Origin of the sequence: Anaerobacillus alkaliphilus, from assembly GCF_004116265.1 — a bacterium.
Lineage (GTDB): Bacteria > Bacillota > Bacilli > Bacillales > Anaerobacillaceae > Anaerobacillus > Anaerobacillus alkaliphilus.
On sequence record NZ_QOUX01000001.1, the window covers coordinates 213,132 to 236,988 of the forward strand.

Annotated in this window: 26 protein-coding genes; 17 read left to right on the forward strand and 9 right to left on the reverse strand. The window is 36.6% G+C overall.

The annotated features are described in order from the left end of the window. Positions 1–65 precede the first annotated feature (65 nt). From DS745_RS01130 to htpG, 4 genes are all read left to right on the forward strand, one after another. Positions 66–1,064 (forward strand): permease, encoded by a 999-nt coding sequence (locus DS745_RS01130; RefSeq protein WP_129076368.1) that lies wholly within the window; start codon positions 66–68, stop codon positions 1,062–1,064. A gap of 11 nt (positions 1,065–1,075) precedes the next feature. Then, positions 1,076–1,927: a TIGR03943 family putative permease subunit gene (locus tag DS745_RS01135; RefSeq protein ID WP_129076369.1), complete on the forward strand. Its 852-nt coding sequence runs from the start codon at positions 1,076–1,078 to the stop codon at positions 1,925–1,927. 107 nt (positions 1,928–2,034) lie between these two features. Beyond that, entirely contained in the window at positions 2,035–2,916 is an 882-nt protein-coding gene (locus tag DS745_RS01140) for an oxidoreductase (protein ID WP_129076370.1), read from the forward strand. Between the two features lie 120 nt (positions 2,917–3,036). Next, positions 3,037–4,914 carry a molecular chaperone HtpG gene (gene htpG / locus DS745_RS01145; protein WP_129076371.1) on the forward strand — a complete coding sequence of 626 codons (1,878 nt, stop codon included), beginning with the start codon at positions 3,037–3,039 and terminating at the stop codon, positions 4,912–4,914. A gap of 84 nt (positions 4,915–4,998) precedes the next feature. Here the strand turns inward: htpG and DS745_RS01150 are convergent, their stop codons facing one another. The 3 genes from DS745_RS01150 to DS745_RS01160 form a co-directional block, all read right to left on the reverse strand. Then, positions 4,999–5,907, reverse strand: a complete 909-nt coding sequence (locus DS745_RS01150) for a hypothetical protein (protein ID WP_129076372.1) — start codon at positions 5,905–5,907, stop codon at positions 4,999–5,001. Between the two features lie 19 nt (positions 5,908–5,926). Continuing rightward, complete coding sequence (locus tag DS745_RS01155; RefSeq protein WP_129076373.1) at positions 5,927–6,952, reverse strand: toxic anion resistance protein; 1,026 nt, start codon at positions 6,950–6,952, stop codon at positions 5,927–5,929. A 322-nt stretch (positions 6,953–7,274) separates the two neighbouring features. Continuing rightward, entirely contained in the window at positions 7,275–8,261 is a 987-nt protein-coding gene (locus tag DS745_RS01160) for a sodium:calcium antiporter (RefSeq protein ID WP_129076374.1), read from the reverse strand. A gap of 134 nt (positions 8,262–8,395) precedes the next feature. On the opposite strand from DS745_RS01160, the gene DS745_RS01165 reads away from it, so the two are divergent. After that, positions 8,396–8,632 (forward strand): YqkE family protein, encoded by a 237-nt coding sequence (locus DS745_RS01165; protein WP_129076375.1) that lies wholly within the window; start codon positions 8,396–8,398, stop codon positions 8,630–8,632. Positions 8,633–8,809: 177 nt separating this feature from the next. Next, positions 8,810–9,412, forward strand: a complete 603-nt coding sequence (locus tag DS745_RS01170; RefSeq protein ID WP_129076376.1) for a YpjP family protein — start codon at positions 8,810–8,812, stop codon at positions 9,410–9,412. Between the two features lie 43 nt (positions 9,413–9,455). Here DS745_RS01170 and DS745_RS01175 read toward each other — a convergent pair whose 3' ends face one another. Beyond that, positions 9,456–10,337, reverse strand: a complete 882-nt coding sequence (locus DS745_RS01175) for a diacylglycerol/lipid kinase family protein (RefSeq protein WP_129076377.1) — start codon at positions 10,335–10,337, stop codon at positions 9,456–9,458. 92 nt (positions 10,338–10,429) lie between these two features. Between DS745_RS01175 and DS745_RS01180 the strand changes: the two genes are divergently transcribed. The 7 genes from DS745_RS01180 (at position 10,430) to DS745_RS01210 (ending at position 16,698) form a co-directional block, all read left to right on the forward strand. Next, on the forward strand, positions 10,430–10,756 hold the full coding sequence (locus DS745_RS01180; protein ID WP_129076378.1) for a hypothetical protein: 327 nt from the start codon (positions 10,430–10,432) through the stop codon (positions 10,754–10,756). A gap of 106 nt (positions 10,757–10,862) precedes the next feature. Continuing rightward, a complete protein-coding gene (locus DS745_RS01185; RefSeq protein ID WP_129076379.1) occupies positions 10,863–11,063 on the forward strand; it encodes a twin-arginine translocase TatA/TatE family subunit in 201 nt (66 codons plus the stop codon). A gap of 101 nt (positions 11,064–11,164) precedes the next feature. After that, positions 11,165–11,914: a twin-arginine translocase subunit TatC gene (gene tatC / locus DS745_RS01190; protein WP_241657683.1), complete on the forward strand. Its 750-nt coding sequence runs from the start codon at positions 11,165–11,167 to the stop codon at positions 11,912–11,914. Between the two features lie 888 nt (positions 11,915–12,802). Continuing rightward, positions 12,803–15,373 (forward strand): nitrate reductase catalytic subunit NapA, encoded by a 2,571-nt coding sequence (gene napA, locus DS745_RS01195; protein ID WP_129076380.1) that lies wholly within the window; start codon positions 12,803–12,805, stop codon positions 15,371–15,373. Positions 15,374–15,387: 14 nt separating this feature from the next. Beyond that, positions 15,388–15,846, forward strand: coding sequence for a nitrate reductase cytochrome c-type subunit (locus tag DS745_RS01200; RefSeq protein ID WP_129076381.1), 459 nt, complete (start codon positions 15,388–15,390; stop codon positions 15,844–15,846). A gap of 28 nt (positions 15,847–15,874) precedes the next feature. Beyond that, a complete protein-coding gene (locus DS745_RS01205) occupies positions 15,875–16,138 on the forward strand; it encodes a chaperone NapD (RefSeq protein ID WP_129076382.1) in 264 nt (87 codons plus the stop codon). Continuing rightward, positions 16,138–16,698: a 4Fe-4S dicluster domain-containing protein gene (locus tag DS745_RS01210; protein WP_129076383.1), complete on the forward strand. Its 561-nt coding sequence runs from the start codon at positions 16,138–16,140 to the stop codon at positions 16,696–16,698. The genes DS745_RS01205 and DS745_RS01210 overlap by 1 nt, the downstream gene beginning before the upstream one ends. Before the next feature lie 25 nt (positions 16,699–16,723). Here DS745_RS01210 and DS745_RS24410 read toward each other — a convergent pair whose 3' ends face one another. Then, complete coding sequence (locus DS745_RS24410) at positions 16,724–16,876, reverse strand: hypothetical protein (protein WP_161568135.1); 153 nt, start codon at positions 16,874–16,876, stop codon at positions 16,724–16,726. A 131-nt stretch (positions 16,877–17,007) separates the two neighbouring features. Here DS745_RS24410 and recQ point away from each other — a divergent pair, with 131 nt between their 5' ends. After that, positions 17,008–19,137: a DNA helicase RecQ gene (recQ, locus tag DS745_RS01215; RefSeq protein WP_129076384.1), complete on the forward strand. Its 2,130-nt coding sequence runs from the start codon at positions 17,008–17,010 to the stop codon at positions 19,135–19,137. 36 nt (positions 19,138–19,173) lie between these two features. Here the strand turns inward: recQ and DS745_RS01220 are convergent, their stop codons facing one another. Together DS745_RS01220 and DS745_RS01225 are read right to left on the reverse strand one after the other, a co-directional pair. Further along, a complete protein-coding gene (locus DS745_RS01220) occupies positions 19,174–19,827 on the reverse strand; it encodes a deoxynucleoside kinase (protein WP_129076385.1) in 654 nt (217 codons plus the stop codon). A gap of 19 nt (positions 19,828–19,846) precedes the next feature. Further along, on the reverse strand, positions 19,847–20,479 hold the full coding sequence (locus DS745_RS01225; protein ID WP_129076386.1) for a deoxynucleoside kinase: 633 nt from the start codon (positions 20,477–20,479) through the stop codon (positions 19,847–19,849). Positions 20,480–20,647: 168 nt separating this feature from the next. Between DS745_RS01225 and DS745_RS24830 the strand changes: the two genes are divergently transcribed. Together DS745_RS24830 and DS745_RS01230 are read left to right on the forward strand one after the other, a co-directional pair. Next, positions 20,648–20,821 carry a hypothetical protein gene (locus DS745_RS24830; RefSeq protein ID WP_196121170.1) on the forward strand — a complete coding sequence of 58 codons (174 nt, stop codon included), beginning with the start codon at positions 20,648–20,650 and terminating at the stop codon, positions 20,819–20,821. 249 nt (positions 20,822–21,070) lie between these two features. Then, positions 21,071–21,835, forward strand: coding sequence for a DegV family protein (locus DS745_RS01230; protein ID WP_421721797.1), 765 nt, complete (start codon positions 21,071–21,073; stop codon positions 21,833–21,835). A 41-nt stretch (positions 21,836–21,876) separates the two neighbouring features. Here the strand turns inward: DS745_RS01230 and DS745_RS24835 are convergent, their stop codons facing one another. After that, positions 21,877–22,035: a hypothetical protein gene (locus tag DS745_RS24835; protein WP_196121171.1), complete on the reverse strand. Its 159-nt coding sequence runs from the start codon at positions 22,033–22,035 to the stop codon at positions 21,877–21,879. Between the two features lie 4 nt (positions 22,036–22,039). Further along, positions 22,040–22,228 carry an alpha/beta-type small acid-soluble spore protein gene (locus DS745_RS01235; RefSeq protein ID WP_129076387.1) on the reverse strand — a complete coding sequence of 63 codons (189 nt, stop codon included), beginning with the start codon at positions 22,226–22,228 and terminating at the stop codon, positions 22,040–22,042. Positions 22,229–22,571: 343 nt separating this feature from the next. Between DS745_RS01235 and DS745_RS01240 the strand changes: the two genes are divergently transcribed. Beyond that, positions 22,572–23,834, forward strand: coding sequence for an L-lactate MFS transporter (locus DS745_RS01240; RefSeq protein WP_129076388.1), 1,263 nt, complete (start codon positions 22,572–22,574; stop codon positions 23,832–23,834). Positions 23,835–23,857 lie beyond the last annotated feature (23 nt).

Here is a 23,857-nt window from a genome sequence, read left to right on the forward strand (position 1 = left end):
TTTGTCGGTCTTTTCTAAGTTTGTCCGCATATATTCCTACTATGAATATCGTTTGGGGGAAGATCATGTTACGACAAATTCAGGTAAATTTAGTAGAGATAACCGCTTTTCTCATTTTTATTTTAGTTATATATTTCATGAAAGTAAGTGAAGGAATTTCCGCTGGAATTGTATTTATTCCTGCATCTTTATTGATGTTTAATACCATTTTTATAAGCATCTTAATAGAGGCGATTCCATTTGTTCTAATTGGTGTGTTCATTGCTGGTATCATTCAAGTATTTGTTTCTGAGGAGCAACTGAAGAAGTTTATTCCGAAAAATCGTTTTCTAGCAGTCATCGTAAGTTGCATCGTAGGTGCATTATTTCCTGCCTGTGAGTGCGGAATTGTACCGATTGTTCGACGTCTAGTTGCCAAAGGTATGCCAATTTTTGCTGGGGTTGGGTTTTTATTAACTGGCCCACTCATAAACCCGATTGTAACCTTTTCAACTTATATGGCCTTTGGAGAAGATCTGAGAATGGCTATCTTACGAATGGTGCTAGGTTTTATCATTGCATTAGTTATTGCTTTTGTAATCAGTTTGTTATTTAAAGGGAATCAGTTAAAAAAGGGGCAAGAACTAAGCAAAGAAATGTATGTATCTAAACCATCATTAGCTGAAAGGTTTAAACATATGTTCCAACACGCCATTGATGAATTTTTTAGTATGGGTAAGTATTTAGTGCTTGGTGCACTGTTAGCTGCATTTGTCCAAACCTTTATCTCCACGAAAGCGATGTTAGGATTAGGTGATGGGATTGTAGCAGCGACATTTGTCATGATGGGGTTAGCCTATTTATTATCTCTATGCTCGGAAGCTGATGCGTTTATCGCTGCATCTTTTAAACATTTATTTCCTCAGACCTCACTATTAGCTTTTTTAATTTATGGACCAATGCTAGATTTAAAAAACACAATCATGATGATGAGTATCTTTAAATTCCGTTTTGTCATTGTCTTAATGACAATCATTACGTTCGTCGTTTTTGGAAGTTTAATGATTTTCCATCGTTTTATATAGGAGGGAAAGTAATGAATTTCCATTGGGCACAAGCATTGAGAGCACTTATCTTACTACTTTTTTCTGCGTTCATCTTTATGCTACATCATACCGGAGAGATTGTAAGATTTATAAACCCAGAATATGTTTTGTTTAGTCAAATAGCTTCTGTTCTGTTCTTGTTTTTATTTTTTATTCAAGTCCCAAGGATATGGAGAGATCGCTCAATTGAGGTGGTAGACCATAGTAATTGTGGACCTTGGGGATGCAACCACGAAGATGGCTATAGTCAAAGCCTATCTATTAAGACACTGCTTTCTTATGCTATTATCATCATTCCACTTCTTACAGGTTTTTTATTGCCGGGAAAAGAACTAGACGCCACCATTGCCATGAAAAGAGGAGTATATCTTCCAGGAACTATGCAGGAAGAACTAGATCCATCCAGTTGTGAGGATACTCATTTTCATTCACAACTGTCGCATACAAGTACTAGCGATGAGCAGGAGTTGTTACATAGTACAGCAATCATCTTAGACTCTACAAGGTTTACTTCTCACTTAAATATCATAACGAAAAATCCAACTTTATTTAAGGGGAAAACAGTTCAACTAGAAGGATTTGCTTTAAGAGATGAGACATTAGGTGAGAATTATTGGGTAATTGCTAGATTTTTAGTTACTCATTGTGTAGCTGATGCAAGTGTAATAGGAATTTTAGTTCATCTAGATCATACTGATTTAGAAGAAAACGCTTGGATTAGAGTTCAAGGGAAACTCGATGTGATCAGTCATAATCATCATGGTAGTGTACCTATTATAAGTGATGCAAAGTGGCAGTTGATAAGAAAGCCTAAAGATCCTTATGTATATCCTAGTAAATAGGAAAGTGAATAGTAGGCACTCCTAGTAAACACGGTGTTAAAGCCTTTGTACCTCTAGTAACTATGCTATAATATAGTAATTATGTTAGTGTAAAGAACTGAGGTGCTATAGTGTCTAATAAAACAATTATCATTACAGGAGCCAATAGCGGAATTGGTTTGGAAGCAGCAAAAATTTTCTCAAATAGAGAAGCTCACGTTATACTGGCTGTTCGGAATTTACAGAAAGGTGAAGAAGCTGTAAAGTCAATTCGTCAAGCAAACAAAGGAGCAAAAGTTGAAGTAATGAAGTTAGATCTCTCTGATCTTGAAAGTGTTCGTGCATTTTCAACAGAATTTATAAGTAGATTTTCTTCATTAGATATCTTAGTTAATAATGCTGGCGTAATGGCTCCACCTTATGAAAAAACAGTAGATGGCTTTGAACTGCAATTCGGCAGTAATCATTTAGGACATTTTGCGTTAACTGGATTATTATTACCACTACTTAAGAAAACGCCAAAATCTCGGGTTGTAACACTAAGTAGCATTGCACATAGAGGAGCTTCCATTTATTTTGATAATCTAGATGGCTCAAAAGGTTATAAGTCAATGAAGTTTTACGGACAAAGTAAATTAGCGAATCTATTATTCGCTAAAGAGCTTGACCAGCGGTTGAAACAACATGGGGTTAACACGATTAGTGTCGCATGTCACCCAGGTATTACTTCGACCAATTTATTTAAGATTGGTAAAAAGGATTTAAACATTTTGAAACGGCTTCTTAAATTTTTCTTCCAAAGGGTTGAAATGGGTGTTCAACCTACCATCTACGCAGCCACTGAAGAGACACTAAAAGGCGGCGAGTACATTGGGCCAGATGGTTGTGGAAACAGAGCTGGTAACCCTGCTATCGAAACACCTGCAAAAACTGTATACAATGAAGAAACAATGGATAAGCTTTGGGAAGTGTCAGAGACATTAACAGGGGTAGTGTATGATTTTTCGTAGCAAGTCTATTGACATAAAAAAAAGAATATGGTAAATAAATAATGGGAATTAGCACTCGGTAGAACAGAGTGCTAATTTGTATATCTTACATAAATAAACAAAAAAAGGAGAGAGATTGTCATGTCAAAAACAGAGTTTAAAGCCGAATCAAAACGGTTGCTAGAAATGATGATTAACTCAATTTACACTCAAAAAGAGATTTTCCTACGAGAATTAATTTCTAATGCTAGTGATGCTATTGACAAAATCTATTACAGAGCATTAACAGATGAAAACCTAACATTTGATAAAGATAGTTACTACATAAAGGTCGTTGCTGACAAAGAAAATCGTCTATTAACCATTAGTGATACTGGAATAGGGATGACAAAAGAAGATCTGGAAAACAATCTTGGTACAATCGCAAAAAGTGGTTCATTTGCTTTTAAAAAAGAAAATGAACTGAAAGATGGCCATGATATTATTGGTCAGTTTGGCGTAGGCTTTTATTCTGCATTTATGGTTGCCGATGTCGTAACGGTTATTAGTAAGGCACTTGGAAGTGAAGAGGCGTACAAGTGGGAATCAGAAGGTGCAGAAGGCTACACAATTGTACCTTGTGAGAAAGAAACTGTTGGAACAGAAATTATCATGAAGATAAAAGAGAATACAGAAGATGAGTCTTACGATGAATTTTTAGAAGAGTATCGACTAAAAGGGATTGTTAAAAAGTATTCAGACTTTATCCGCTATCCAATTAAAATGGATGTAACGGGTCGTCGACCAAAAGAAGACAATGAAAGTGAGTTTGAAGATTACCAGGAGGAACAAACGATTAATAGTATGGTTCCGATCTGGAGAAAAAACAAAAACGAGCTGACAACAGAAGACTATGAAAACTTCTACGCTGAGAAGCACTATGGCTATGATAAACCAATCAAACATATTCACATTAGTGTAGATGGAACGATTCGTTATAATGCAATTCTTTTTATTCCTGAAAAAACGCCTTTTGATTACTACTCAAAAGATTTTGAGAAAGGCTTAGAGCTCTACTCAAGTGGCGTGTTAATTATGAATAAGTGTGCAGACTTACTCCCAGATTATTTTAGTTTTGTTAAAGGGATGGTTGACTCAGAAGATCTTTCTCTCAACATCTCAAGAGAAATGTTACAGCATGATCGTCAGCTGAAAATGATTGCAAAAAATATCAAAAGTAAGATTAAGAGCCAACTTCAAACCCTATTAAAAAACGAACGTGAAATGTATGTACAGTTCTTCGAGTCGTTCGGTAGACAATTAAAGTTTGGTGTATATAATGACTTTGGCATGAACAAAGATGAGCTTCAAGATTTATTAATGTTCTATTCTTCAAAAGAGAAGAAGTTAGTTACGTTAGATGAATATGTTTCAAGAATGCCAGAAGAGCAGAAGTATATTTATTACGCATCAGGCGAATCTATTGAGCGTATTGATCGCTTACCACAAACAGAGGTCGTGACCGAAAAAGGCTATGAAATTCTGTACTTTACTGATGATATAGATGAGTTTGCAATTAAAATGCTTACGGCATATCAAGAAAAGGAATTCAAGTCTGTTTCAAGCGGGAATTTAGGTATTGATGAAGAGGCTAGCAAAGAGAATGAAACAGATGATCATGAGAACAAAGAGTTATTAGATGCAATGAAGAACATCTTAACTGATAAAGTGAAGGATGTTCGAATTTCAAAACGCTTAAAATCTCATCCAGTTTGCTTGTCCACTGATGGTGAAGTTACGATTGAGATGGAGAAAATTCTTCAAGCGATGCCAGATAACCAAAACATTAAAGCAGATAAAGTACTAGAAATTAATCCAAATCATGAAGTGTTTGCAGCGTTAAAAGACTCTTTTGCAAGCGACAAAGATAAATTGTCACTCTATACAAAATTACTATTTAATCAAGCATTGCTAATAGAAGGCTTACCACTTCAGGATCCATTAGAGTTTACAAACGATATTTGTAAAATAATGGTTTAATAAAACAAACAGGTTAAATGAGGACAATGTCTTCATTTAACCCTTTTTTAATTTCGATACAAAAAAATTTCATCAAGAGACTTCTTAGTCATCGTATCGTACTTTATTTAATCTTAACAAATGTTCCATTCGTTCAAGTTTTGCTTTTTCCATTTGGTTAACAATTTTAATAATCTTTAATTCAATCCGAGAGATAGCAACAAAGACATTTTCCTTTTGTTCGAGCTGCTGAAAAGGTGTTAGGGATACATAGGAATGAAGCAAATTTGGCAGGTCTTCTTTGAGTATACGCTTAATCATATGACGATCTTCAATATCAAGTAGGTGAAAGTCAGGTGTGACTTTTTCAATTTGTTGAACTACTTTAGTTAATCGGTTTTCCAGGAGTGGGTCAACGGCAAGGGCATGATTATGATTAGAAATCCGTTTCATCTCAACTAGTAAGTTCCGTAATTCCTCTTGTTTTTCGGTAGGTGCACTATTGATTGCTTGTGGTCGTACCTCATGTTCATTGCTTTTTACTAATCGCCCGATAAGTGCGTCATCTAACATATCAAGTTTATAAAAAATGCCTTGTAAATAAGGTGAGCGTTTGACAGAACGTATCACAGATTGTCCTTGATAAGTGTAGTATATAGTCGCTTCGACGACCTTCCCCACACCTTGATTTGATTTGTAGATTTTTCGGTAAATGTCAATGATGATCCGTTTCTTAATTGGCGCTTCTGAGCCTCGTTGATCACTAAAATCTAATCTCATCCGCTTTTTTTTAATTTTTAAAAGAATTTTAAATTGAGTCGTTTTACGTTTGAATACGCGGTTAATTCTTTCCATCTCAGACAGGTTAATAATATCATCTATAAATTTTTCAGTATCGGAAAAGAGAGACTGGCTGTATTGATCTGAAATATACTCATCCTTCACAGGTTTCAGCCTGTCAGGTAAGAGGCTTTCAAAAAATGGAATTTCAAAAAGTCTAGAAAATAAGGGCATACGGAACGCTCCTCACTAGTTAATCTAAAAGCTTTTGTTTTATTTGAGTGTTTAGTTCATCGAGTTCAAGAATGAACTTTTTGCCACTTTCGATAATTCGTTCGTTTGAACTTTCCGTTAGTTTTATCGCAGAATAAACATCTTCGTAAGCTTTTCGGAACGTTTCAATGGCAATTGAAGGCTCTTCTAACATCTTTAACGTTTCTTCCGTATTTGATTTCAACATTTGGGCATTTGATAATAGCATTGCTTCCGTTGCTTCGTTTACATTTTTCACAGCGTCAATGACAGTTTTTTGATTACCTAAAGCTAATTGAATAGAAGCTGTTACCGTAATAATATTTTTAGTCATTGTAATTGCATTAAAAATAGCCTCTTCTAGCTTTTCATTATTTTCGACGATTAAATCAACGCTAGCTAAAGACTGTTGTAATACTAATACGGCTTGAGACATGTTTTTAATTCGAGAGATGACTTTTTGCTGCCCTTTCAATAAAGCAGGTTTTCTGTCCGTCCATTCCTCATCTGTCATTTTCTCCTCGAGCATGCTGTTCAGCTTTTTACCCACTTCAATTTGTTCATTTAACCCGTTAATTCTAGCAAAAGCAACTTCCTTTAGTTGATGCAGCATAACCGTATCTTCTTGGAGTTTATCCTTTCCGACAAGTAATGCACCAATAATATTGTCCACTTGAGATTCTACGGTTTTGTATTTCCTCGCGTATTGCTCCATTGGATTTCTTCTTAATAAACGGTCGATCATACTTTGGACTTGGCCCTTCTTCAGGTGACTAGGTTCAAGCTCTGACACAATTTCTCTCAGGCGAAGCAGATTTTTAGGTAGCTCATTATTGGGCTGATCCATCATGTCTTTAACTGGCCGTTTTAATGCTTCTAATGACTCGCCAGCACTTTTTTGTGCTTCAGTTCCTAGTCCGTTTAACCTTTCTAACAGTCGGTTAACATCTTCTTCATTGTTTAACGGTTTGAAATACTCTTTTACCTTCTCGTCTATGTCTATTTTAAATGTATTTTTATTTTCCATGTCATTCCCTCCAAATATCTCTTAGTATTCATACGTTTATGTAAAGAATAAGTTTCAATTCTCTGTCTAGCTCCAGGCGCGATCTGCTCCTGCGGTTACTCGTCGCAAAGATCCGAGAGGTAAGTCAAAGATGTTCTTGGCTCGAGGTCAAATAACCTGTCCGATAAAAAAGTGAAAGTGCACACTTTTTACCGGACAGAACATTTGCTTGTCGCCGATAAGCGGGCGCCTTGCGCTTTTCTCGCTATTTTTCACCTGAATTATATAATGAATTAACTGCAGCTTCAAGACAAATAGGAAAAGTCAAGCGACTTTTCCAAGTTTATGAATAAATAAAAATGTAGTAGCTAGTGATGAAATAGGAAAAAATGATCAGTAGAGATGGAATTGAGTAATTAAAGCTTGTCTTGGGTTTAACTCGGACAAGTAAATAGAACGTAATGAAATACAGACAGATGACTAAGGATGTGGTTAATTCATGGACAGGTTCGACATGAACCAATAACGGACCTTGTCGGTAAAAAATATCTGTACCGCATAAAATTAATATGTTGAATAAATTACTACCTAAGATTGACCCAATTGCTAAATTGAAATTTCGTAACTTACAGGCCACAAAGCATGCAACAGCTTCTGGTAAAGATGTAGAGGCTGCGATGAGAAAGCTTCCTACAAAGCTTGCACCTAAACCTGTTATAACTGCAATTCTGTCACCTGCAATTGTTAAAATTGAACCCGTTATCAAGATGATCAGCGCTGTGACGCCAAACCTGATCATGGCAGTTCTTGCTGTTAATTCAGGTAGTGGTTCTTCTCTTTCAGGTTCTGTGTCATCGGTTTTTGACGTTTGCTTCAGTCTAGACATGATAATCATTCCGATGATGTATCCACCAAGAATAACAAATGTATCTAGTCCTATTCCTAACACGATAAACATAACATCCAGGCGTAGGGAAAATAAGATAAGAAACATCAAAGTGATACCTATTCCAATTGTGTAACGGTGCTGTGTCCAAACTCGTTCAAAAACCTGATCTTTACGGAAGTAAAGGTCTAAAAATGCAAGGATAACAAGATTAAATAAATTACTTCCTAAGAGACTTCCTACAGCAAGATCAGGATTATTTAGCATGACAGCAGTATAACTTGTTGTTATTTCTGGGAGTGAAGTGGCACCAGCTAATAGCATGGAACCAATCAGCATTCCGCCAACAGCCGTCTTTGCGCTAATGACATCTGCATATGTTGATAATTTAGTTGCCGCAAATACGGTAATAGCTGCAACAAGTAAAAAGATAATAAACACCATAAGTCTCACCTCTTTACGGAGGATATTCGTTTCCATGTATTGATTATCTTGTACAAATTGTTTAAATTAATGATAGAAAAGCTGTGCCAATATTTTTCTGAAAAGGTAATCAAATAAAAAAAGAAGGTGACAAGATGAAACGTAAGCAACAAAAAAAAGTTGATGATGGAACGATCCATCTTAATGAACGAATTAGTTCAGATATTTTAGCTAAGTTGAAAGCGACGAGTAAATCATTAAAAGAGGAAGAACAAAGAAAAGAAGAAGAGGTAAGGGAACAGGAGAGACAACGTCGATTAGAAAAAGAAAAAAATAAGTCATTTGAAGAACTTCTAAACGAAAGTAATCTTGATTGGAAAAGTTATAAGTAATCAAAGCCCTAATTTTAGTCAACGTGGAGAAAACAAGCAACAGTCTGTGTTAGAGAGGCTTTAAGCTGTTCATAAAGAACCAGTTTACAAATTGTTCTTAATACTTTCATAGACTTTTAGTTTAGTTATGGTAAAATAATAGAAAAGTATGATAAATGTGATAAGGGGCGTTTACATATGAGACTTTGGCTAACCAAACTTTCTGTAGTCTTAATTACTTTTATGACGTTCGGGATGTTTATTCCTCCGACCTACCTTGATGCTGAAGCTTCAGACCAAGAGTTACTGGTTAAAGAAGAGAAACAATCACTTCCGAGTCAACCTAGAATTCAAACAAATGATACTGTCACTTCGACAGAAGAATCGATAGATGTTCGTGAACAATTTATTACCTATGCATCTGAACAAGCGAAAGTTCAATCCTTACAAAAGTTTGGACCGAAGATTTCAAACGTTGTAGGTGATGAGTTCTTAGAAGTGATTTTACCAAAAATTGAAGAGGTAATTCGTGATTTAGCAAGCGAAGTGAATGGTGAAGAACTTGTAAGGTTTGAAGTCACTGAAAGACCTTCTCAGGGTTATGGAGAAAAAATCTTTCATATCTTTAACGAAGAAACAGGCACAGACATTGCTCGTTTTCATGTTCGTCGAGTAAATCACCCTCGTGAAGGACATTCTTTTAATTTTCATTATCACCTATTAGAAGACCAATTTGAACAACATTATGATTTAGGTGATATTTACTGGGACAAAAATACACCACCAAAATGGATGTCGTAAGAAAAAGCACTTGATTAGATAATCGAGTGCTTTTTTGTACTATTTAAACGATAACGTGAAGTTCTCTGTTTTTAATTGTAATAAAGGTTGGAGTACTTCCTAATGGCTCACCATCTGCTTGAATAGGTACTGAACTAGTAGATGAAATCTCTATTTCTTTTCCACTAATCATTTCTACAGAAGGATGAAGTGTATGTTTCCCTAAGAAAACTAAAGGGAAAAATAAAAGCAGCTCTAAACGAGACAATGAATGAACAATACAAATGTTTAAGGTTCCGTCTGTGTAATTAGCTTCAGGACTAATTTTAAGACCACCACCATAATATGGGGTGTTAGCTAAAGCAATCAACCAAACATGGCTGTATGTTTTTTCTATTCCATCAACATGTATAGTCATCTCCGTTGATTGATAAGAGAAGACCCCTTTTAATACACCATAGATATAAGCTAATTTTCCTAACTTAATGAAATTAAGCCATTTTTTTATTTTAGAACGGTTTGCAAGCTCGGCAACTTTAGCATCAAAGCCAATTCCTACCACTGTGGCGCAAGGCTTGTCATCCACTTTAATCATGTCAATTTTTTTAGTATGTCCTCTTAAAATAAGATTAAGTGCTTCTGAACTTTTATGAGGGATTTTTAATGCCCGAGCAAAATCGTTTCCTGATCCAGCAGGTATAATCCCTATAGGAATTTCTGTATTCTCAACAAATTTCAAAGCGTGATGTATTGAGCCATCTCCGCCAATAATTACAATCGCCTTTATAGTTTCTTTCATTAGTTTCGTTTCAATATGTAATAAATCTTCTGGTTTCGTAATAAAGAAAGCCTTGTAATTGACTTCCTTACTCTGTAAGATTGGCAATGTCTTCTTCCAAACTTTTGCACCTTTACCTGATTGATTATTGATTATGAATAAGTACAATGTATCACCTTTTTTCTACTGTAAGTATGATGTGCCATATAGTATAGTATACTATGAGTCTAGCAATGGAGAAATAGGAAGGATCAAATAAAATGAAACAATGGCTAGTATTAAGTATCGCAATCTCAGCTTTTCTAGTAGTGTGGGGGAGCGTTTTCTACTTGTTCTTCTTAAAACAAGAACCTACGATAAAATACGCACGCGATTTATCTGAAGTTTATGTCGTAAGTTATCCAAAAGAAAGTAAAGAAGAAGAACTAATAATGGATAAAGCACTAATAGTTTTTACCAAACATCAAACGGAGGTAAATAAGCTAGCGGTGCCACCATTAACAGAGGGGATCGATTATGGAGATGGTATTTCTATAGATGATGTTCTTGTAAATGTTGGAATTGCTTTAAATGTGACAAAAAATTAGAATGTTATTCTCCATACTAGAGTAGAATATATGAATTGCATCATGTATACTAGTGAAGAAAGAAATAAAGTAAATATCAAAAATATTTACTATAGGGGGTACAGCAATGTTGACAAACATCGGAATTCCGGGTTTAGTTTTAATTCTTGTTATTGCATTAATTATCTTTGGACCAAAAAAATTACCGGAGTTAGGTAAAGCGGTTGGCCAAACATTAAGAGAGTTTAAATCATCAACTCGTGAGCTAACGAAAGATGTTGTAGAAGAATTCGAAGACGAAAAACCAAAATCAAAAACAAAGAACTAAACGTAACTATATAGTAGTATGTTTAAAGGATAATTGGTAAAGATGTGAGATTTGTTTTATCCGTCTTGCATCTTTTTATGTTGTTTAAGGAGCCGTGAAGTATGACTGATCAAAGTATGTCTGATCAAAGTATGAATGTTCTTGATCACTTAGATGAATTACGTAAGCGCATCATTATTATCTTAGGAGCATTTATCGTCTTTTTTATCGCCAGCTTTATATTTGTAAAGGATATCTATGACTGGTTCGTCAAGGATTTGGACATGCCATTAACTGTCCTAGGTCCAATGGACATAATCTATGTCTACTTTTTATTATCAGGAGTAATTGCTCTGGCCTTAACAGTACCAGTAATTATTTTTCAAATATGGCTATTTGTTAAGCCAGCTTTAACTAGAAGAGAACAAGTAGTAACGCTCACTTACATTCCAGCATCTTTGTTCTTATTTGTGGCAGGATTGTCTTTCGGATATTTCGTTGTATTACCATTAGTGTTGAACTTTCTCTTCAGTTTAGGTGGAGACATGTTTCAAATGATGTTTACAACTGACAAGTACTTTCAATTCGTTTTACGAATGACGATTCCATTCAGTATTCTTTTCGAAATGCCTCTAGTCGTTATGTTCCTAACAAGCTTAGGGATTGTCACACCAAAAGGTATGATAAAAAACCGTAAATATGCGTTCTTCTTTATTGTTGTGATTTCAGTGTTAATATCACCACCTGATTTTATTTCAGACGTGTTGGTCATTATCCCTTTAATTTTCCTCTATGAGGTAAGTATTGTTCTATCAACAATCGTTTTCCGTCGAAAAAGAAAAAGAGAACGTGAATTAGAAAATCAATCTTAAGTTAAAAGTAAAAGCGAGAACCGGCTAAATTTAGCCGGTTTTTTAATTTTTTCAGGGCTAAGAAGATCGTTCCTATACTACTTTTACAATTTTAGGACTTATTTCGACTGGGTTTTCCATTAATTATGAAAAGTATTGTTTGCTACAGAGCTTATTGTGACTGGCTTTACCATAAGTTAGGAGAAGGTTGTTTAATACCGAGCTTATTGTGACTGACTTTACCATAAGTTAGGAGAATTTTGTTTAATACCGAGCTTATTGTGACTGACTTTACCATAAGTTAGGAGAATTTTGTTTAATACAGAGCTTATTGTGACTGAATTTACCATTATTTAGGGAAATTCTGTTTAATACCAAGCTTATTGTGACTGACTTTACCATAAGTTAGGAGAATGCTGTTTAATACCGAGCGTAGTGTGACTAACTTTACCAATGATTAGGAGAATCTTGTTTAATACCGGGGTTATTGTGACTGACTTTACCATAAGTTAGGAGAATCTTGTATAATACCGGGGTTATTGCGAATGACTTTACCATAAGTTAGGAGAATGTTGTTCAAATCCGAGCTTATAGCGACTACATTAATAACCACGCGCTTCTTCTGTCATCGTAAATTCTATAACCCATTAAATTATGCTCCGAATGAATAGTAAAGTAATTAGAAGGTCAATCCAACTAAATATAGTATTTCTAGGAACTGCTATAGCAGTTCTTTTTTGCCTTGCGTTCATAAAGATATCACAAATAAAAGTGATTTCCATCACATTTCTTCTACTTTTCAAAAGGTAAAATGAAATTAAGTTGAAATAAATTCCTCTAAGTATCGCACCATACTTGAACTAGAGCAACAAATGGAAATTCCAAAAGAGGTAAGGGGGAAAAGTTATCATGGAATTAACTCGTAGAAGCTTGCTAAAAGCTGCAGCAATTTCATCAGCAATGATTGCGGCAGGCTGTACCCAAAAAGAAGTTGCTACACCAGAGACAAAAGAACCAGAAAAAGATCCTGTTGAAGTAGAAGCTCAATCAATCGAACCAGATGAGTGGAAGACTTCTGTTTGCCGTTATTGCGGAACAGGCTGTGGGGTGTTAGTGGGAGTTAAAGAAAATAAAGTTATCGCCGTAAAAGGTGACCCTGATAACCGGTCAAATCGTGGTTTAAACTGTATTAAAGGATATTATCTAGGTAAGATCCTATTTGGAAAAGATCGCTTAACAAAACCATTAATTCGGGAAGACAATAGTAAAAAAGGAACGATGGAAGGGTTCCGTGAGGCATCTTGGGAAGAGGCCCTAGACTTAGTAGCTAGCAAAATTAAAGAAGCTCATGATACAGATCCTAATTCGATTGCATTTTGGGGATCAGGACAGCAAACAATCCATGAAGGGTATGCGTCTGTAAAGCTATGGAAGGTTGGTTTACAGAATAATAATATTGATCCTAATGCAAGATTATGTATGGCGAGTGCTGTAACTGGTTTTATGTCAACGTTCCAATCAGATGAGCCAATGGGCTGTTATGATGATCTAGACATGGCGGATGTTTTTGTTACGTGGGGAGCCAATATGGCAGAAATGCACCCAGTCTTGTATTCTCGCTTAACTGCAAGAAAACTATCGGACCCTAACGTTAAGCACTATGATTTAACCACCTATCACACTCGTACTTCTGAAACAGCTGATAAAGTAATGGTTTTTAGACCACAAACCGATTTGGCGATTGCCAATTGTATTATCAACTATTTAATTGAAACTGACTCGTATGATAAGCAGTTTGTTGAAGAGCACTGCCAATTTAAAGCAGGTCAGGAAAACTTAGGTCATTCGATTGATGACGGATATGATAAGAGTGAGATTGGTCAAAAGGTAAATGATTCTTGGCCAATTACCTTTGATGAATTTAAGGAAATGGTTTCAGTTTATACATTTGAATATGTATCGGAACTATCAGGTGTTGCGGCTGAAGATTTAGAGGCACTAGCAAAAGAGTTCGCGAATCCAAATAAGAAGATTATGTCGACATGGACGATGGGGGTAAACCAGCATACACGTGGGACGTGGATGAATAATTTAATTTATGATGTCCATCTATTATCTGGAAAGATTAGTCAGCCAGGTAGTGGACCATTCTCATTAACAGGTCAACCAAGCGCTTGTGGAACTGCTCGTGAAGTTGGAGTATTCGCTCACCGTTTACCTGCAGATTTAGTGGTAAATAACCCTGAACACCGACGCTTTAGTGAGATGATTTGGAATTTACCTGAGGGCTATTTAGATGCCATTGAAAAGCCAGGTCTTCACACGATTGCCATGTTCAGACAGCTTGGCCTTGGAAATGTTAAATTCCTTTGGAGTATGTCCAATAACTGGGGACAAACGTTACCAAAAACAAATCGTTTCCGTGGGATTGATACAGATGGAAAAGGTGTTATCGACGGCTTTATTGTAGTTTCTGAAGTTTACCCAACGAGATCAACTGAAATGGCGAATGTTGTTTTTCCGGCAGCGATGTGGGTAGAGAGGGAAGGAATGTTCGGAAATGCAGAACGTCGTAACTCGATTTTTGAAAAGTGCCAAGAACCACCGGGTGAGGCAAAGTGGGATTTATGGGCGATGGTTCAGGTAGCAAAACGCGTGCTAGAAGGCAAGAAAATTGGTGAGCACGATGCCTTTGATGTTGTCTTTGGAAAGTATGGTCCGGACATTTGGGATTATGAAAAAAATGATTTAATTGATGAACATGAAGTTTGCGTAAGAATGTTTGAAGAATATCGTTTGTTTTCTGCACCACATCTTCATAAAGATCCTTCTGTTCAAGAACTTGGGTATAAGTTAAAAACGAGTGCAAAAGAATTAGGCCCATATGAAGAATATTTAAAGCAACATGGGATGCGCTGGCCGGTTCGTGAAGTGAATGGTGAATGGCTAGAAACAAAATGGCGCTATGCACATGGAGATCAAAAGGATGGGTTTGATCAAGTCGGCGTGGAAACGTTTGGTGAAGTAGGTAAATATAAGAATATTAGCTTCTACAAATCAGCAGACAAACGACCAACAATCTTCTTTAGACCATTTGAAGATGCAGCTGAAATTCCGGATGATGAGTATCCATTCTGGTTATGTACAGGAAGGGTGTTAGAGCACTGGCATAGTGGATCGATGACTCGCCGTGTACCAGAACTGCACCGAGCATACCCAGAAGCTTTATGCGAAATGCATCCTGATGATGCTGCTGCAATAGGGATTAGTGACATGGACTGGGTAATTGTAAGGTCACGCCGTGGTGAGACGAAAGTAAAGGCAACCACGACAGGACGCGGAAAGCCGCCAAGAGGTTTAGTATATGTCCCATTCTTTGCTGAAGAAACAATGATTAATAATGCAACACTGGATGCCTATTGTCCAATTTCAAAAGAACCTGATTACAAAAAATGTGCCGTTAAAGTTATTAAGGCTTAGAGGGAGGGACTACCATGAAAAAATCTAATTATTTTCTATTCGCAGTCTCATTAGGAATACTGATTTTTGCAATTGTCGTAGGTGTTACTCTCTTCCAGGATTCAAGTAGTGAGACGGTGGCAAAACCAAGTGAGCCAGCAAAACAAGAACAAAAGCAAGAGACTGCTAAGGCAGCTACAAAAACTGTATCTATTCCACAATTGAGTCAAGAAAGAGCAGAAGCGGCAACGATGGTCCTGATTTCAGCGCCTACACTTCAACCTCCAGACCATGCCGGTAGATGGAATCCGAAAACTATGGGTGCAAGCTGCTTAATGTGTCATGAAAATGCAGAAGCGATGGGTGCTAGAGTTATTCCTATTGATCACTTTGTTGATCAAGACCGTTCAAAAGGAATTGTTGGACCAAGGTATGTTTGTGTAACATGTCATGGGTTAGATACTGGAGAAGAAAAAGCAGCATTTAACGATTAGTACAAATAATAAAAACGGAGGTGTAAGCATGGTCATATCAGGATTTATGCTAATCACAGTAAAAGGAAAAACAGCCGCAGTTATAGAGCAGCTACAGAAGCTTCCTGGAGTAGAGGTTCATCACGTAGAACAAGAGGTTAAGATTATTTTAACACTTGAAGCCCCTTCGGTTGATGAGAGCTACCGTATTGGAGAAGCATTTAAAGAGATTGATGGCATTGTGACGATCTGCCTTGCTTACACAAATTTTGAGGACGATGATGCAATGCAACACCAGGTAGTGATCCACTAATGATTGAGAAAATGAACCGTAGACAGTATCTTAAGGAAAATTTTCGTTCTTCCTTTCAATTCTTAGGCGCAGTCATCGGAGCTACGATAGAGCAAGAGCGAAATTTTATTCGTCCGCCTGGTGCAGGAGGTAATGAACTGTTGTTTCTCGCTACGTGCAACCGTTGTGGTGCATGTGCAGATGTTTGTCCAACCAAAACCATCGGTTTATTCTCAGTAGATTACGGAGCTAAGCTAGCTGGTACACCGTTTATTAATCCGAACGAGTCTCCTTGTACATTTTGTAATCAATGCATTAGTCATTGTCCAACGGGCGCATTAGAGAAAATAGGTCCCAAAGAAAAGCTTGGAGTGGCTGAAATATTCGAATTCAACTGTTTAGCTCATAAAGGTACAATGTGTGATTACTGTATCCGAGCGTGTCCTTTTGGTCGTAATGCTTTGTCTTTAGTAGACGGGAAACCAAAGGTTACAGAGGAAAACTGTAATGGGTGTGGTCTATGTGTAGCGGCGTGTATTCAGACGTATAAGGGGATTTATGTGAAAGCGTTAGAAACGTAAAGGAATGGCCGAATGGCCATTCTTTTTAACGTTTATCGTTACTTTGTTTCCCAGCTTGTCCAGCCTCAACGTAAGGCTCACGAGCAAATTCTTGTTGTGGAGAATTTCCTAATGGACTTACGTGACCACCATGCTTGTTTTTTCCTTCTTTTCTAGGGTTTGCTTTTCGTTTTGTCATGTTCGTAGCTCCCTTAATGTAGTAAGTACTAACGTTTCTATTATCCGCGTTTTTGTTCATTTCTATTTATAGATTTGAGGCTTTCTCTGTGTTATGGTTACAATGATACTTTTTGTTACGGAGTTGGAGATATGGTAGAAAAATCATTAACGGAATATACACCGTTGTCAATTTTAAAAAAATATTACGGATATACAAGCTTTAGGAGAAATCAACAGGAAATTATAAATGCAATACTAGAGGGACGCGATGCACTTTGCATCATGCCAACAGGTGGCGGGAAATCAATTTGTTATCAAGTACCTGCGATGTTATTAGAAGGCATAACCATTGTCATTAGTCCACTTATCTCATTAATGAAAGATCAAGTTGATACGTTAAATAGTATTGGTGTCCCAGCTGTTTATATAAACAGTACAGTATCTCAAAGTGATCAAGTAATGATGATGGACGAGATAAGTCAAGGGATGTACAAAATGGTTTATGTTTCACCTGAGAGAATGGAATCAAATCAATTTCTAAATTTTCTACAACAATTACCAATCAGCTTAATAGCAGTCGATGAGGCTCACTGTATTTCCCAGTGGGGTCATGATTTTCGCCCGAGTTATGCAAAAATCGGTCGGTTAATCCAACAGCTTTCACCCCGTCCTATCATTGCTGCTTTTACAGCGACAGCTACGAAAACAGTGGCAGAAGATATAAAAAAAGGCCTGTTGTTACATTCTCCCCAAGACTTTGTTTCTGGTTATGAAAGAGAAAATTTGGCTTTTTCAGTCGTGAAGACAGGAAATAAACGAAAATATATCTTAGATTTTATTCATAATTTTAAAGGTGAAAGTGGCATTATTTATACAGCTACTAGAAAAGATGTGGAAGAATTACACGGGTTTCTAGAAAAAAATGGTATCAAAACGGTAACATACCATGGAGGAATGTCTGAAGCAATCCGAAATGATCACCAGGAACGATTTATTTTTGACGATGAAAAAATTATCATTGCCACAAACGCATTTGGTATGGGAATTGATAAGTCAAATGTCCGTTACGTTCTTCACTATCAGTTACCTAAAAGTATGGAGGGATACTATCAGGAAGCGGGACGAGCTGGGCGAGATGGAGAAAATAGTGAATGTGTATTATTATTCTCAAGTAAAGATGTACAAACACAAAAATATTTAATTGAACAGTCCACTTCGTATGATGACCGTAAAGAACACGAGTATAGCAAGTTACAAGCGATGGTTGATTATTGCCATACAACCAAGTGCTTGCAAACTTTTATTGTGAATTATTTTGGTGATGAAAGCTCGAGTGAATGTGGGAAGTGCTCAAACTGCAAATCTGATTTGGCAGAGATTGATGTCACAACAGAAGCTTTAAAAATCTTTTCGTGTGTTGTTAGAATGAAGGAACGTTTCGGCGTTACCTTAATTGCTCAGGTGTTAAGAGGTTCGAATAACAAGCGGATTAAAGAATTAGGGCTAGATCAATTAACAACCTACGGTATCATGAAAGACAAAACTGAAAAAGAAATTAGTGAAATGACCCAATTATTTATAGCTGAAGGCTACTTAGCTCTAACTACGGGTCAATACCCCACAGTTAAATTAACCGAAAATGCACTATCTGTCTTAAAGCATGGCGAGAAGGTTCTACAGAAAATTAAACCAGTGAAAAAAGAAGAGCCTGTTCACTCCGAATTATTTGAAATACTTCGGCAGGTTCGGAGAGAATTAGCTGAAAGAGAAAAACTCCCACCATATATCATCTTTTCAGATGTGACCTTAAAGGAAATGTGCAAATTCTATCCTCAATCTAAGGCTGATATGCTTCAAGTTAAAGGAGTAGGGGAAATGAAGTTTGCGAAGTATGGAGAAAACTTTCTTCAAGCCATCCTTCAATTTAAAGAAGAAAATCAGCTGCTACCAACGGAGACGGTAGAGGAGGCTGTCATGAAGAAAAAAGATGAAGATCCTAGTTATTTAATGACGATACAGCTTTTTAAAGAAGGAAAAAACATTCATGAAATCTCAATCGAAAGAGAGTTAAAAGAAACGACAATTGAGCAACACCTTCTCCAAGGAGCGATCGAAGGGTTGGAGTTAGATTGGAATAGAATTTTACCTCAAGAATTTGAAGAACTTATTCATGAAAAACGTTTAGAGCTAGGCGGCGAGAAGTTAAAACCTTTAAAAGAAGCATTACCAGAAGAAATTAGCTACTTTCATATTAAATTGGCATTGTCGATTACGAGATAACAAAGAGGGTGTCCCTAGGGCACCCTCTTCTTGTAATTATTTAAGAACTACTTCTTTAGCTGTCATGTGCTCGATTTTTTTGATAATATCAGCAATTGACTCAGGGTCATGACTGTCGTATGTTTCAATATCTAACCTTAGGATTGGGCAAATTGTAAATTCATTAATCCAGTTTTGGTAGCGTTCATATAGATCTTCCCAGAATTTTACTGGTGTGTCTGTTTCCATTTTTCGGCCACGTCTATGCACACGTTCTAAGATTTTTTCAAGAGAGCCGTCCAAGTAGATTAACACATCTGGTTTAGGGAAGTATGGTGATAGTGTCATCGCTTCGAAAAGTGAACTGTAGGTTTCAAAATCACGGTCACTCATATTTCCTTGATCGTATTGTAGTTTTGCAAAGATGCCTACATCTTCATAAATACTGCGGTCTTGAACATAACCGTAGCCACTTTCAAACATCGCCTTCTGTTGTTTAAATCTTTCTGCTAAAAAGTAGATTTGTAGATGGAAGGACCACTTTTTAAAATTCGCATAATAGTCCTCTAAATAAGGGTTTCCATCTACTTTTTCAAAGGATGCTTTAAAATCTAGAGCATTTGCTAGATTCCTAGTTAATGTTGACTTACCAACACCAACTGTACCCGCTAGTGTGATTAACGCATTGTTTTTGATTGTTGTCTCAATCATGTATTCCAACTCCCATAAATTAGTTACTTACACAAAGATGTTGATCTATTTCAGAAAAGATTGTTTTTAGGTGCTGTTTATTTTTAACGAAGTCTATCTTATCACCATCAAACGTTATCACAGGGACATTCGGGTGATCCTTACTAAACTTTTCCATAAACTTGTCGTAGTCAGATGAGAGTTGAAATAAATAAGCAGGATCTATGTTTTTCTCAATATCTCTTCCTCTAAGTGAGATACGTTCTAATAATGTATCTAAACTAGCTCTTAAATAAATGATTAAGTTTGGCTCAGGCATATTTTCTGTAAGTATATAATAGATCTTTTTATATTTCTCATACTGTTGACTTTGTAAGGTTCGCTCAGCGAAAATTTGATTTTTAAAAATATGATAATCGGCTACCGCTGGTTGGCCTTGTGCTAAATGGTATTTTTTAATATCTTCTAATTGTTTATACCGATTACATAAGAAGAACATTTCTGTTTGAAAGCTCCACTCGTCAATGTCTTTATAGAAGTTCCCTAAAAAAGGATTTTCTTCAACAATTTCATTAAGTAGCGTGTATTGATAGTAATTGGAAATTTCCCTTGCAAGAGAAGATTTACCAACGCCAATTGGTCCTTCGACAGCGATAAATGGTACTTGTTTCAACGTTTTTCCTCCTCGTTCTACAACAATAGACAAACGTTATTTTAACATAGTCGCTACCATTCGTGTAGTTTTATCTTTATTTTTACATTTTTTCGGTTATTCGTTTGTATACTTCTTTGAGTTTTGGAAAAAATGGAAATATTAACAAAGAAAGGAGGAGTGGTATAGATGGAAATGGATATGAGTGTTGATCAAGTAATAAGTTCAATTAACCAATTACATACAAGTGGTGAAGCCTTAGCGAAGAAAAAGATAAAAAAAACACATCCAGAATTGATGCGAAGCGCCCTTCATTACTTTCCTAGTTGGGAGCACGCCATTAAAGAAAGCGGAATAGAGTAGTACATAAGGGATCAGAGCAAAGGAACTCTCGCGTTTTTTGCTCTGATTCTTTTTTTTGTCCGCGGGAGAAGATAGACGTAAATAATTCCATTCGATATTTTTTTTTAGTATGATAGAAATAATTATATAGACTACTAGAATATGTAATAATCTATTAGAATGGGGTGCTTATGTGAGTAAGGTTAAAATCGTAACGATTCTACAGTTGATGTTCCAAAAGAAGATTTAGAAGCGTTAGGTGTAGAAGTTGTGCCTCTAACCATTACTGTAGATGGTAAGTCCTATATTGATGGTGTAGACGTATCAGCAAAAGAATACATATCATTGCTAAAAGAGTCCAAAGAAATTCCTAGAACATCACAACCTTCTGCTGGTGTGTTTGCTGAAGCTTATGACCGTCTTGGGGCAGATGGTAGTGAGATTATTTCGATACATCTAACAAGTGGGATGAGTGGTACATTTGGTTCGGCCCAAAGCGGTGCGCAAATGTCTAGCTCTAAAGTAACTGTTGTGGATTCGAAATTCATCTCCCGTGCTCTTGGATTCCAAGTTGTTGAAGCAGCAAAACTGGCTCAAGCTGGTAAGACTGTAACAGAAATTACGGAACAACTAACTAAGATAAGAGAAAACTCATCGCTGTATATTATGGTCGATACATTAGAATACTTAGCAAAAGGTGGAAGGATTGGTAGAGGAAAAGCATTACTAGGATCACTATTAAAAATTAAACCAATTGCTTCACTTGCAGACGGGGTCTATACTCCAGTATCGAAGGTTCGAACATATGTACAATTAATTAAATTCCTAACAAAACAATTAGAAACTGAAACAGCTAATAAAACCATTAAAGCAATTGGAATTGCCCAAGCAGATGCATTAGAGTTAGCCAATGATCTCAAAAAAGCATTATCTGAAGCAACAGGCTTCCAAGCGATTGACATTGTTGACACAACACCAATTATTAGTACTCACACCGGACCAGGTGCTTTGGCATTAATGTATTACGCTGAGTAAACGTAACAAGAGGTGACAGTATTATTGTCACCTCTTTCGTATTATCCTCTTGGTACGCGCTTATTGTCTTTTTTAGCCTTTGCAATGTCTACATTTTCATCCGCAATTTCTTCGTTATAAACACTTTCAGTTGGTGTCATGTTATTTTTAGAAGCTGCGTTATGAAAATGTTTGCGTTTTGTTTGAGTATACCGAGTCATAGGCTTATTGACCGTTAAGCTGTTGTTCAGCCATCTGAACAAGACGCTTAGTGATCTCTCCGCCTACAGAACCATTAGAACGGGATGTATCATCGGCATTTAATCTTACTCCAAACTCTGAGGCAATTTCGTATTTCATTTGATCTAATGCTTGTTCAATACCAGGTACTAGTAATTTATTTGTATTTGGCATCTTAATCCCTCCTTACACAATATCCTTACCCTTACGAGAGATTATATGAAATGTAATACTAACCAAAAAAGATAAATTAAAGGGTAATCACACGGTATTTGCTAGCTAACTGGATAAAATGTTTCATCGAAGAGAGCTCAACTGTGTAAGAGGAAAAATATTGCAATCGTATGTGAAAATGTGAACATAAAATTCATAAAGTCATTAACAATTTATGAAAACCTGCTAAATCTTATTTTCAAAACCTAATTTTACCGCTAAAGTATACATATAAAATGATTTTGAACGTCGGGTCATCTGACGAATAAGAAGCATTAGTTATCATATCGTAGAGGGGAAATACATGATGAAAAATCGCTGGTTAATCGCATTATCAGCAGTGGCAATCCACTTATCTATTGGATCAGCTTATGCGTATAGTGTATACGTAAAGCCATTAGAAACATTAGGCTGGCAAAAGACCGAAGTATCGTTAGCTTTTACAATTGCAATCTTCTTTTTAGGAATGTCTGCAGCAGCGTTTGGTCAATTTGTTGAAAAGCAAGGTCCTAGGAAATCAGCTTTGCTAGCGGCAACTTTGTTTACTTCGGGGATTTTAGGGTCCGGTTTGGCTGTGTTAATGGAATCCCTACTATTATTTTATCTTACTTTCGGGGTATTAGGAGGTATGGGTCTAGGATTAGGGTATATCTCACCTGTTTCTACCTTAGTAAAGTGGTTCCCTGATCGCCGAGGTTTAGCAACAGGTATGGCTGTACTCGGTTTTGGAGCAGGAGCTTTAATTACGGCGCCAATCGCAGAACGATTAATTGTTACGATCGGTGTATCAAACACATTCTTTACTCTCGGTGTTGCTTACTTTATCCTAATGTTTCTGGGGGCATCCTATATTGCCAAACCACCAGAAGGATGGGTGCCAAAAGGAATGGAACCTGGGACTGTAAGTGGTGGAAAATATGATATTAAGGGTACACAAGACTTAGCACAGTTAACAGCGAAAGAAGCAGCTAAAACCAAGCGCTTTTGGTTGTTATGGGTGATGATGTTTATTAATATTTCAACAGGTTTAATGTTAATTTCTGTAGCCTCTCCAATGGCTCAAGAAAAAGTAGGAATGACTACTGTAGCTGCAGCAAGTATGGTGGCATTAATGGGGCTATTTAATGGAGCTGGCCGAATAGCTTGGTCAAGTGCGTCAGACTTTATTGGAAGACATAGAATTTACGCCATTTTCTTTAGTATTCAATTAGTTGCGTTCTTAATCTTGCCTAACATAACAAATGTGCTTGTTTTCCAAGTGTTGATATTTTTAGTTTTAACAATTTACGGCGGAGGATTTGCAGCATTACCAGCATTCATTGGTGATTTATTTGGGACAAAACAGCTTGGTGCTATTCACGGATTAATCTTAACGTCATGGTCAATGGCTGGGGTAATGGGTCCGTTATTGGTAGCGTACATTCGTGAAACAACAAATAGTTATGATGCAACCTTTTATATCTTTGTTGCGTTCCTAGCGATTGCATTATTCACTTCATTCTTAATGATGAAAGACATACAACGTATTAAAGCTCAGAAAGCAATGACAATGCAAAAAGCGAGCTAAATACGAACAAAGAAAGGACAGCG

Bases quoted from the DNA above. Each gene is read 5' to 3' on its own strand.
- DS745_RS01165 (WP_129076375.1), top strand. From the start codon at position 8,396: ATGAAACGTAAGCAACAAAAAAAAGTTGATGATGGAACGATCCATCTT.
- DS745_RS01200 (WP_129076381.1), top strand. From the start codon at position 15,388: ATGAAAAAATCTAATTATTTTCTATTCGCAGTCTCATTAGGAATACTG.
- DS745_RS01240 (WP_129076388.1), top strand. From the start codon at position 22,572: ATGATGAAAAATCGCTGGTTAATCGCATTATCAGCAGTGGCAATCCAC.
- DS745_RS01210 (WP_129076383.1), top strand. From the start codon at position 16,138: ATGATTGAGAAAATGAACCGTAGACAGTATCTTAAGGAAAATTTTCGT.
- napA (WP_129076380.1), top strand. From the start codon at position 12,803: ATGGAATTAACTCGTAGAAGCTTGCTAAAAGCTGCAGCAATTTCATCA.
- htpG (WP_129076371.1), top strand. From the start codon at position 3,037: ATGTCAAAAACAGAGTTTAAAGCCGAATCAAAACGGTTGCTAGAAATG.
- DS745_RS01130 (WP_129076368.1), top strand. From the start codon at position 66: ATGTTACGACAAATTCAGGTAAATTTAGTAGAGATAACCGCTTTTCTC.
- DS745_RS01150 (WP_129076372.1), bottom strand. From the start codon at position 5,907: ATGCCCTTATTTTCTAGACTTTTTGAAATTCCATTTTTTGAAAGCCTC.
- tatC (WP_241657683.1), top strand. From the start codon at position 11,165: ATGACTGATCAAAGTATGTCTGATCAAAGTATGAATGTTCTTGATCAC.
- DS745_RS01220 (WP_129076385.1), bottom strand. From the start codon at position 19,827: ATGATTGAGACAACAATCAAAAACAATGCGTTAATCACACTAGCGGGT.
- DS745_RS01185 (WP_129076379.1), top strand. From the start codon at position 10,863: ATGTTGACAAACATCGGAATTCCGGGTTTAGTTTTAATTCTTGTTATT.
- DS745_RS24835 (WP_196121171.1), bottom strand. From the start codon at position 22,035: ATGACTCGGTATACTCAAACAAAACGCAAACATTTTCATAACGCAGCT.
- DS745_RS01235 (WP_129076387.1), bottom strand. From the start codon at position 22,228: ATGCCAAATACAAATAAATTACTAGTACCTGGTATTGAACAAGCATTA.
- DS745_RS01205 (WP_129076382.1), top strand. From the start codon at position 15,875: ATGGTCATATCAGGATTTATGCTAATCACAGTAAAAGGAAAAACAGCC.
- recQ (WP_129076384.1), top strand. From the start codon at position 17,008: ATGGTAGAAAAATCATTAACGGAATATACACCGTTGTCAATTTTAAAA.
- DS745_RS01180 (WP_129076378.1), top strand. From the start codon at position 10,430: ATGAAACAATGGCTAGTATTAAGTATCGCAATCTCAGCTTTTCTAGTA.
- DS745_RS24830 (WP_196121170.1), top strand. From the start codon at position 20,648: ATGGAAATGGATATGAGTGTTGATCAAGTAATAAGTTCAATTAACCAA.
- DS745_RS01170 (WP_129076376.1), top strand. From the start codon at position 8,810: ATGAGACTTTGGCTAACCAAACTTTCTGTAGTCTTAATTACTTTTATG.
- DS745_RS01160 (WP_129076374.1), bottom strand. From the start codon at position 8,261: ATGGTGTTTATTATCTTTTTACTTGTTGCAGCTATTACCGTATTTGCG.
- DS745_RS01135 (WP_129076369.1), top strand. From the start codon at position 1,076: ATGAATTTCCATTGGGCACAAGCATTGAGAGCACTTATCTTACTACTT.
- DS745_RS24410 (WP_161568135.1), bottom strand. From the start codon at position 16,876: ATGACAAAACGAAAAGCAAACCCTAGAAAAGAAGGAAAAAACAAGCAT.
- DS745_RS01155 (WP_129076373.1), bottom strand. From the start codon at position 6,952: ATGGAAAATAAAAATACATTTAAAATAGACATAGACGAGAAGGTAAAA.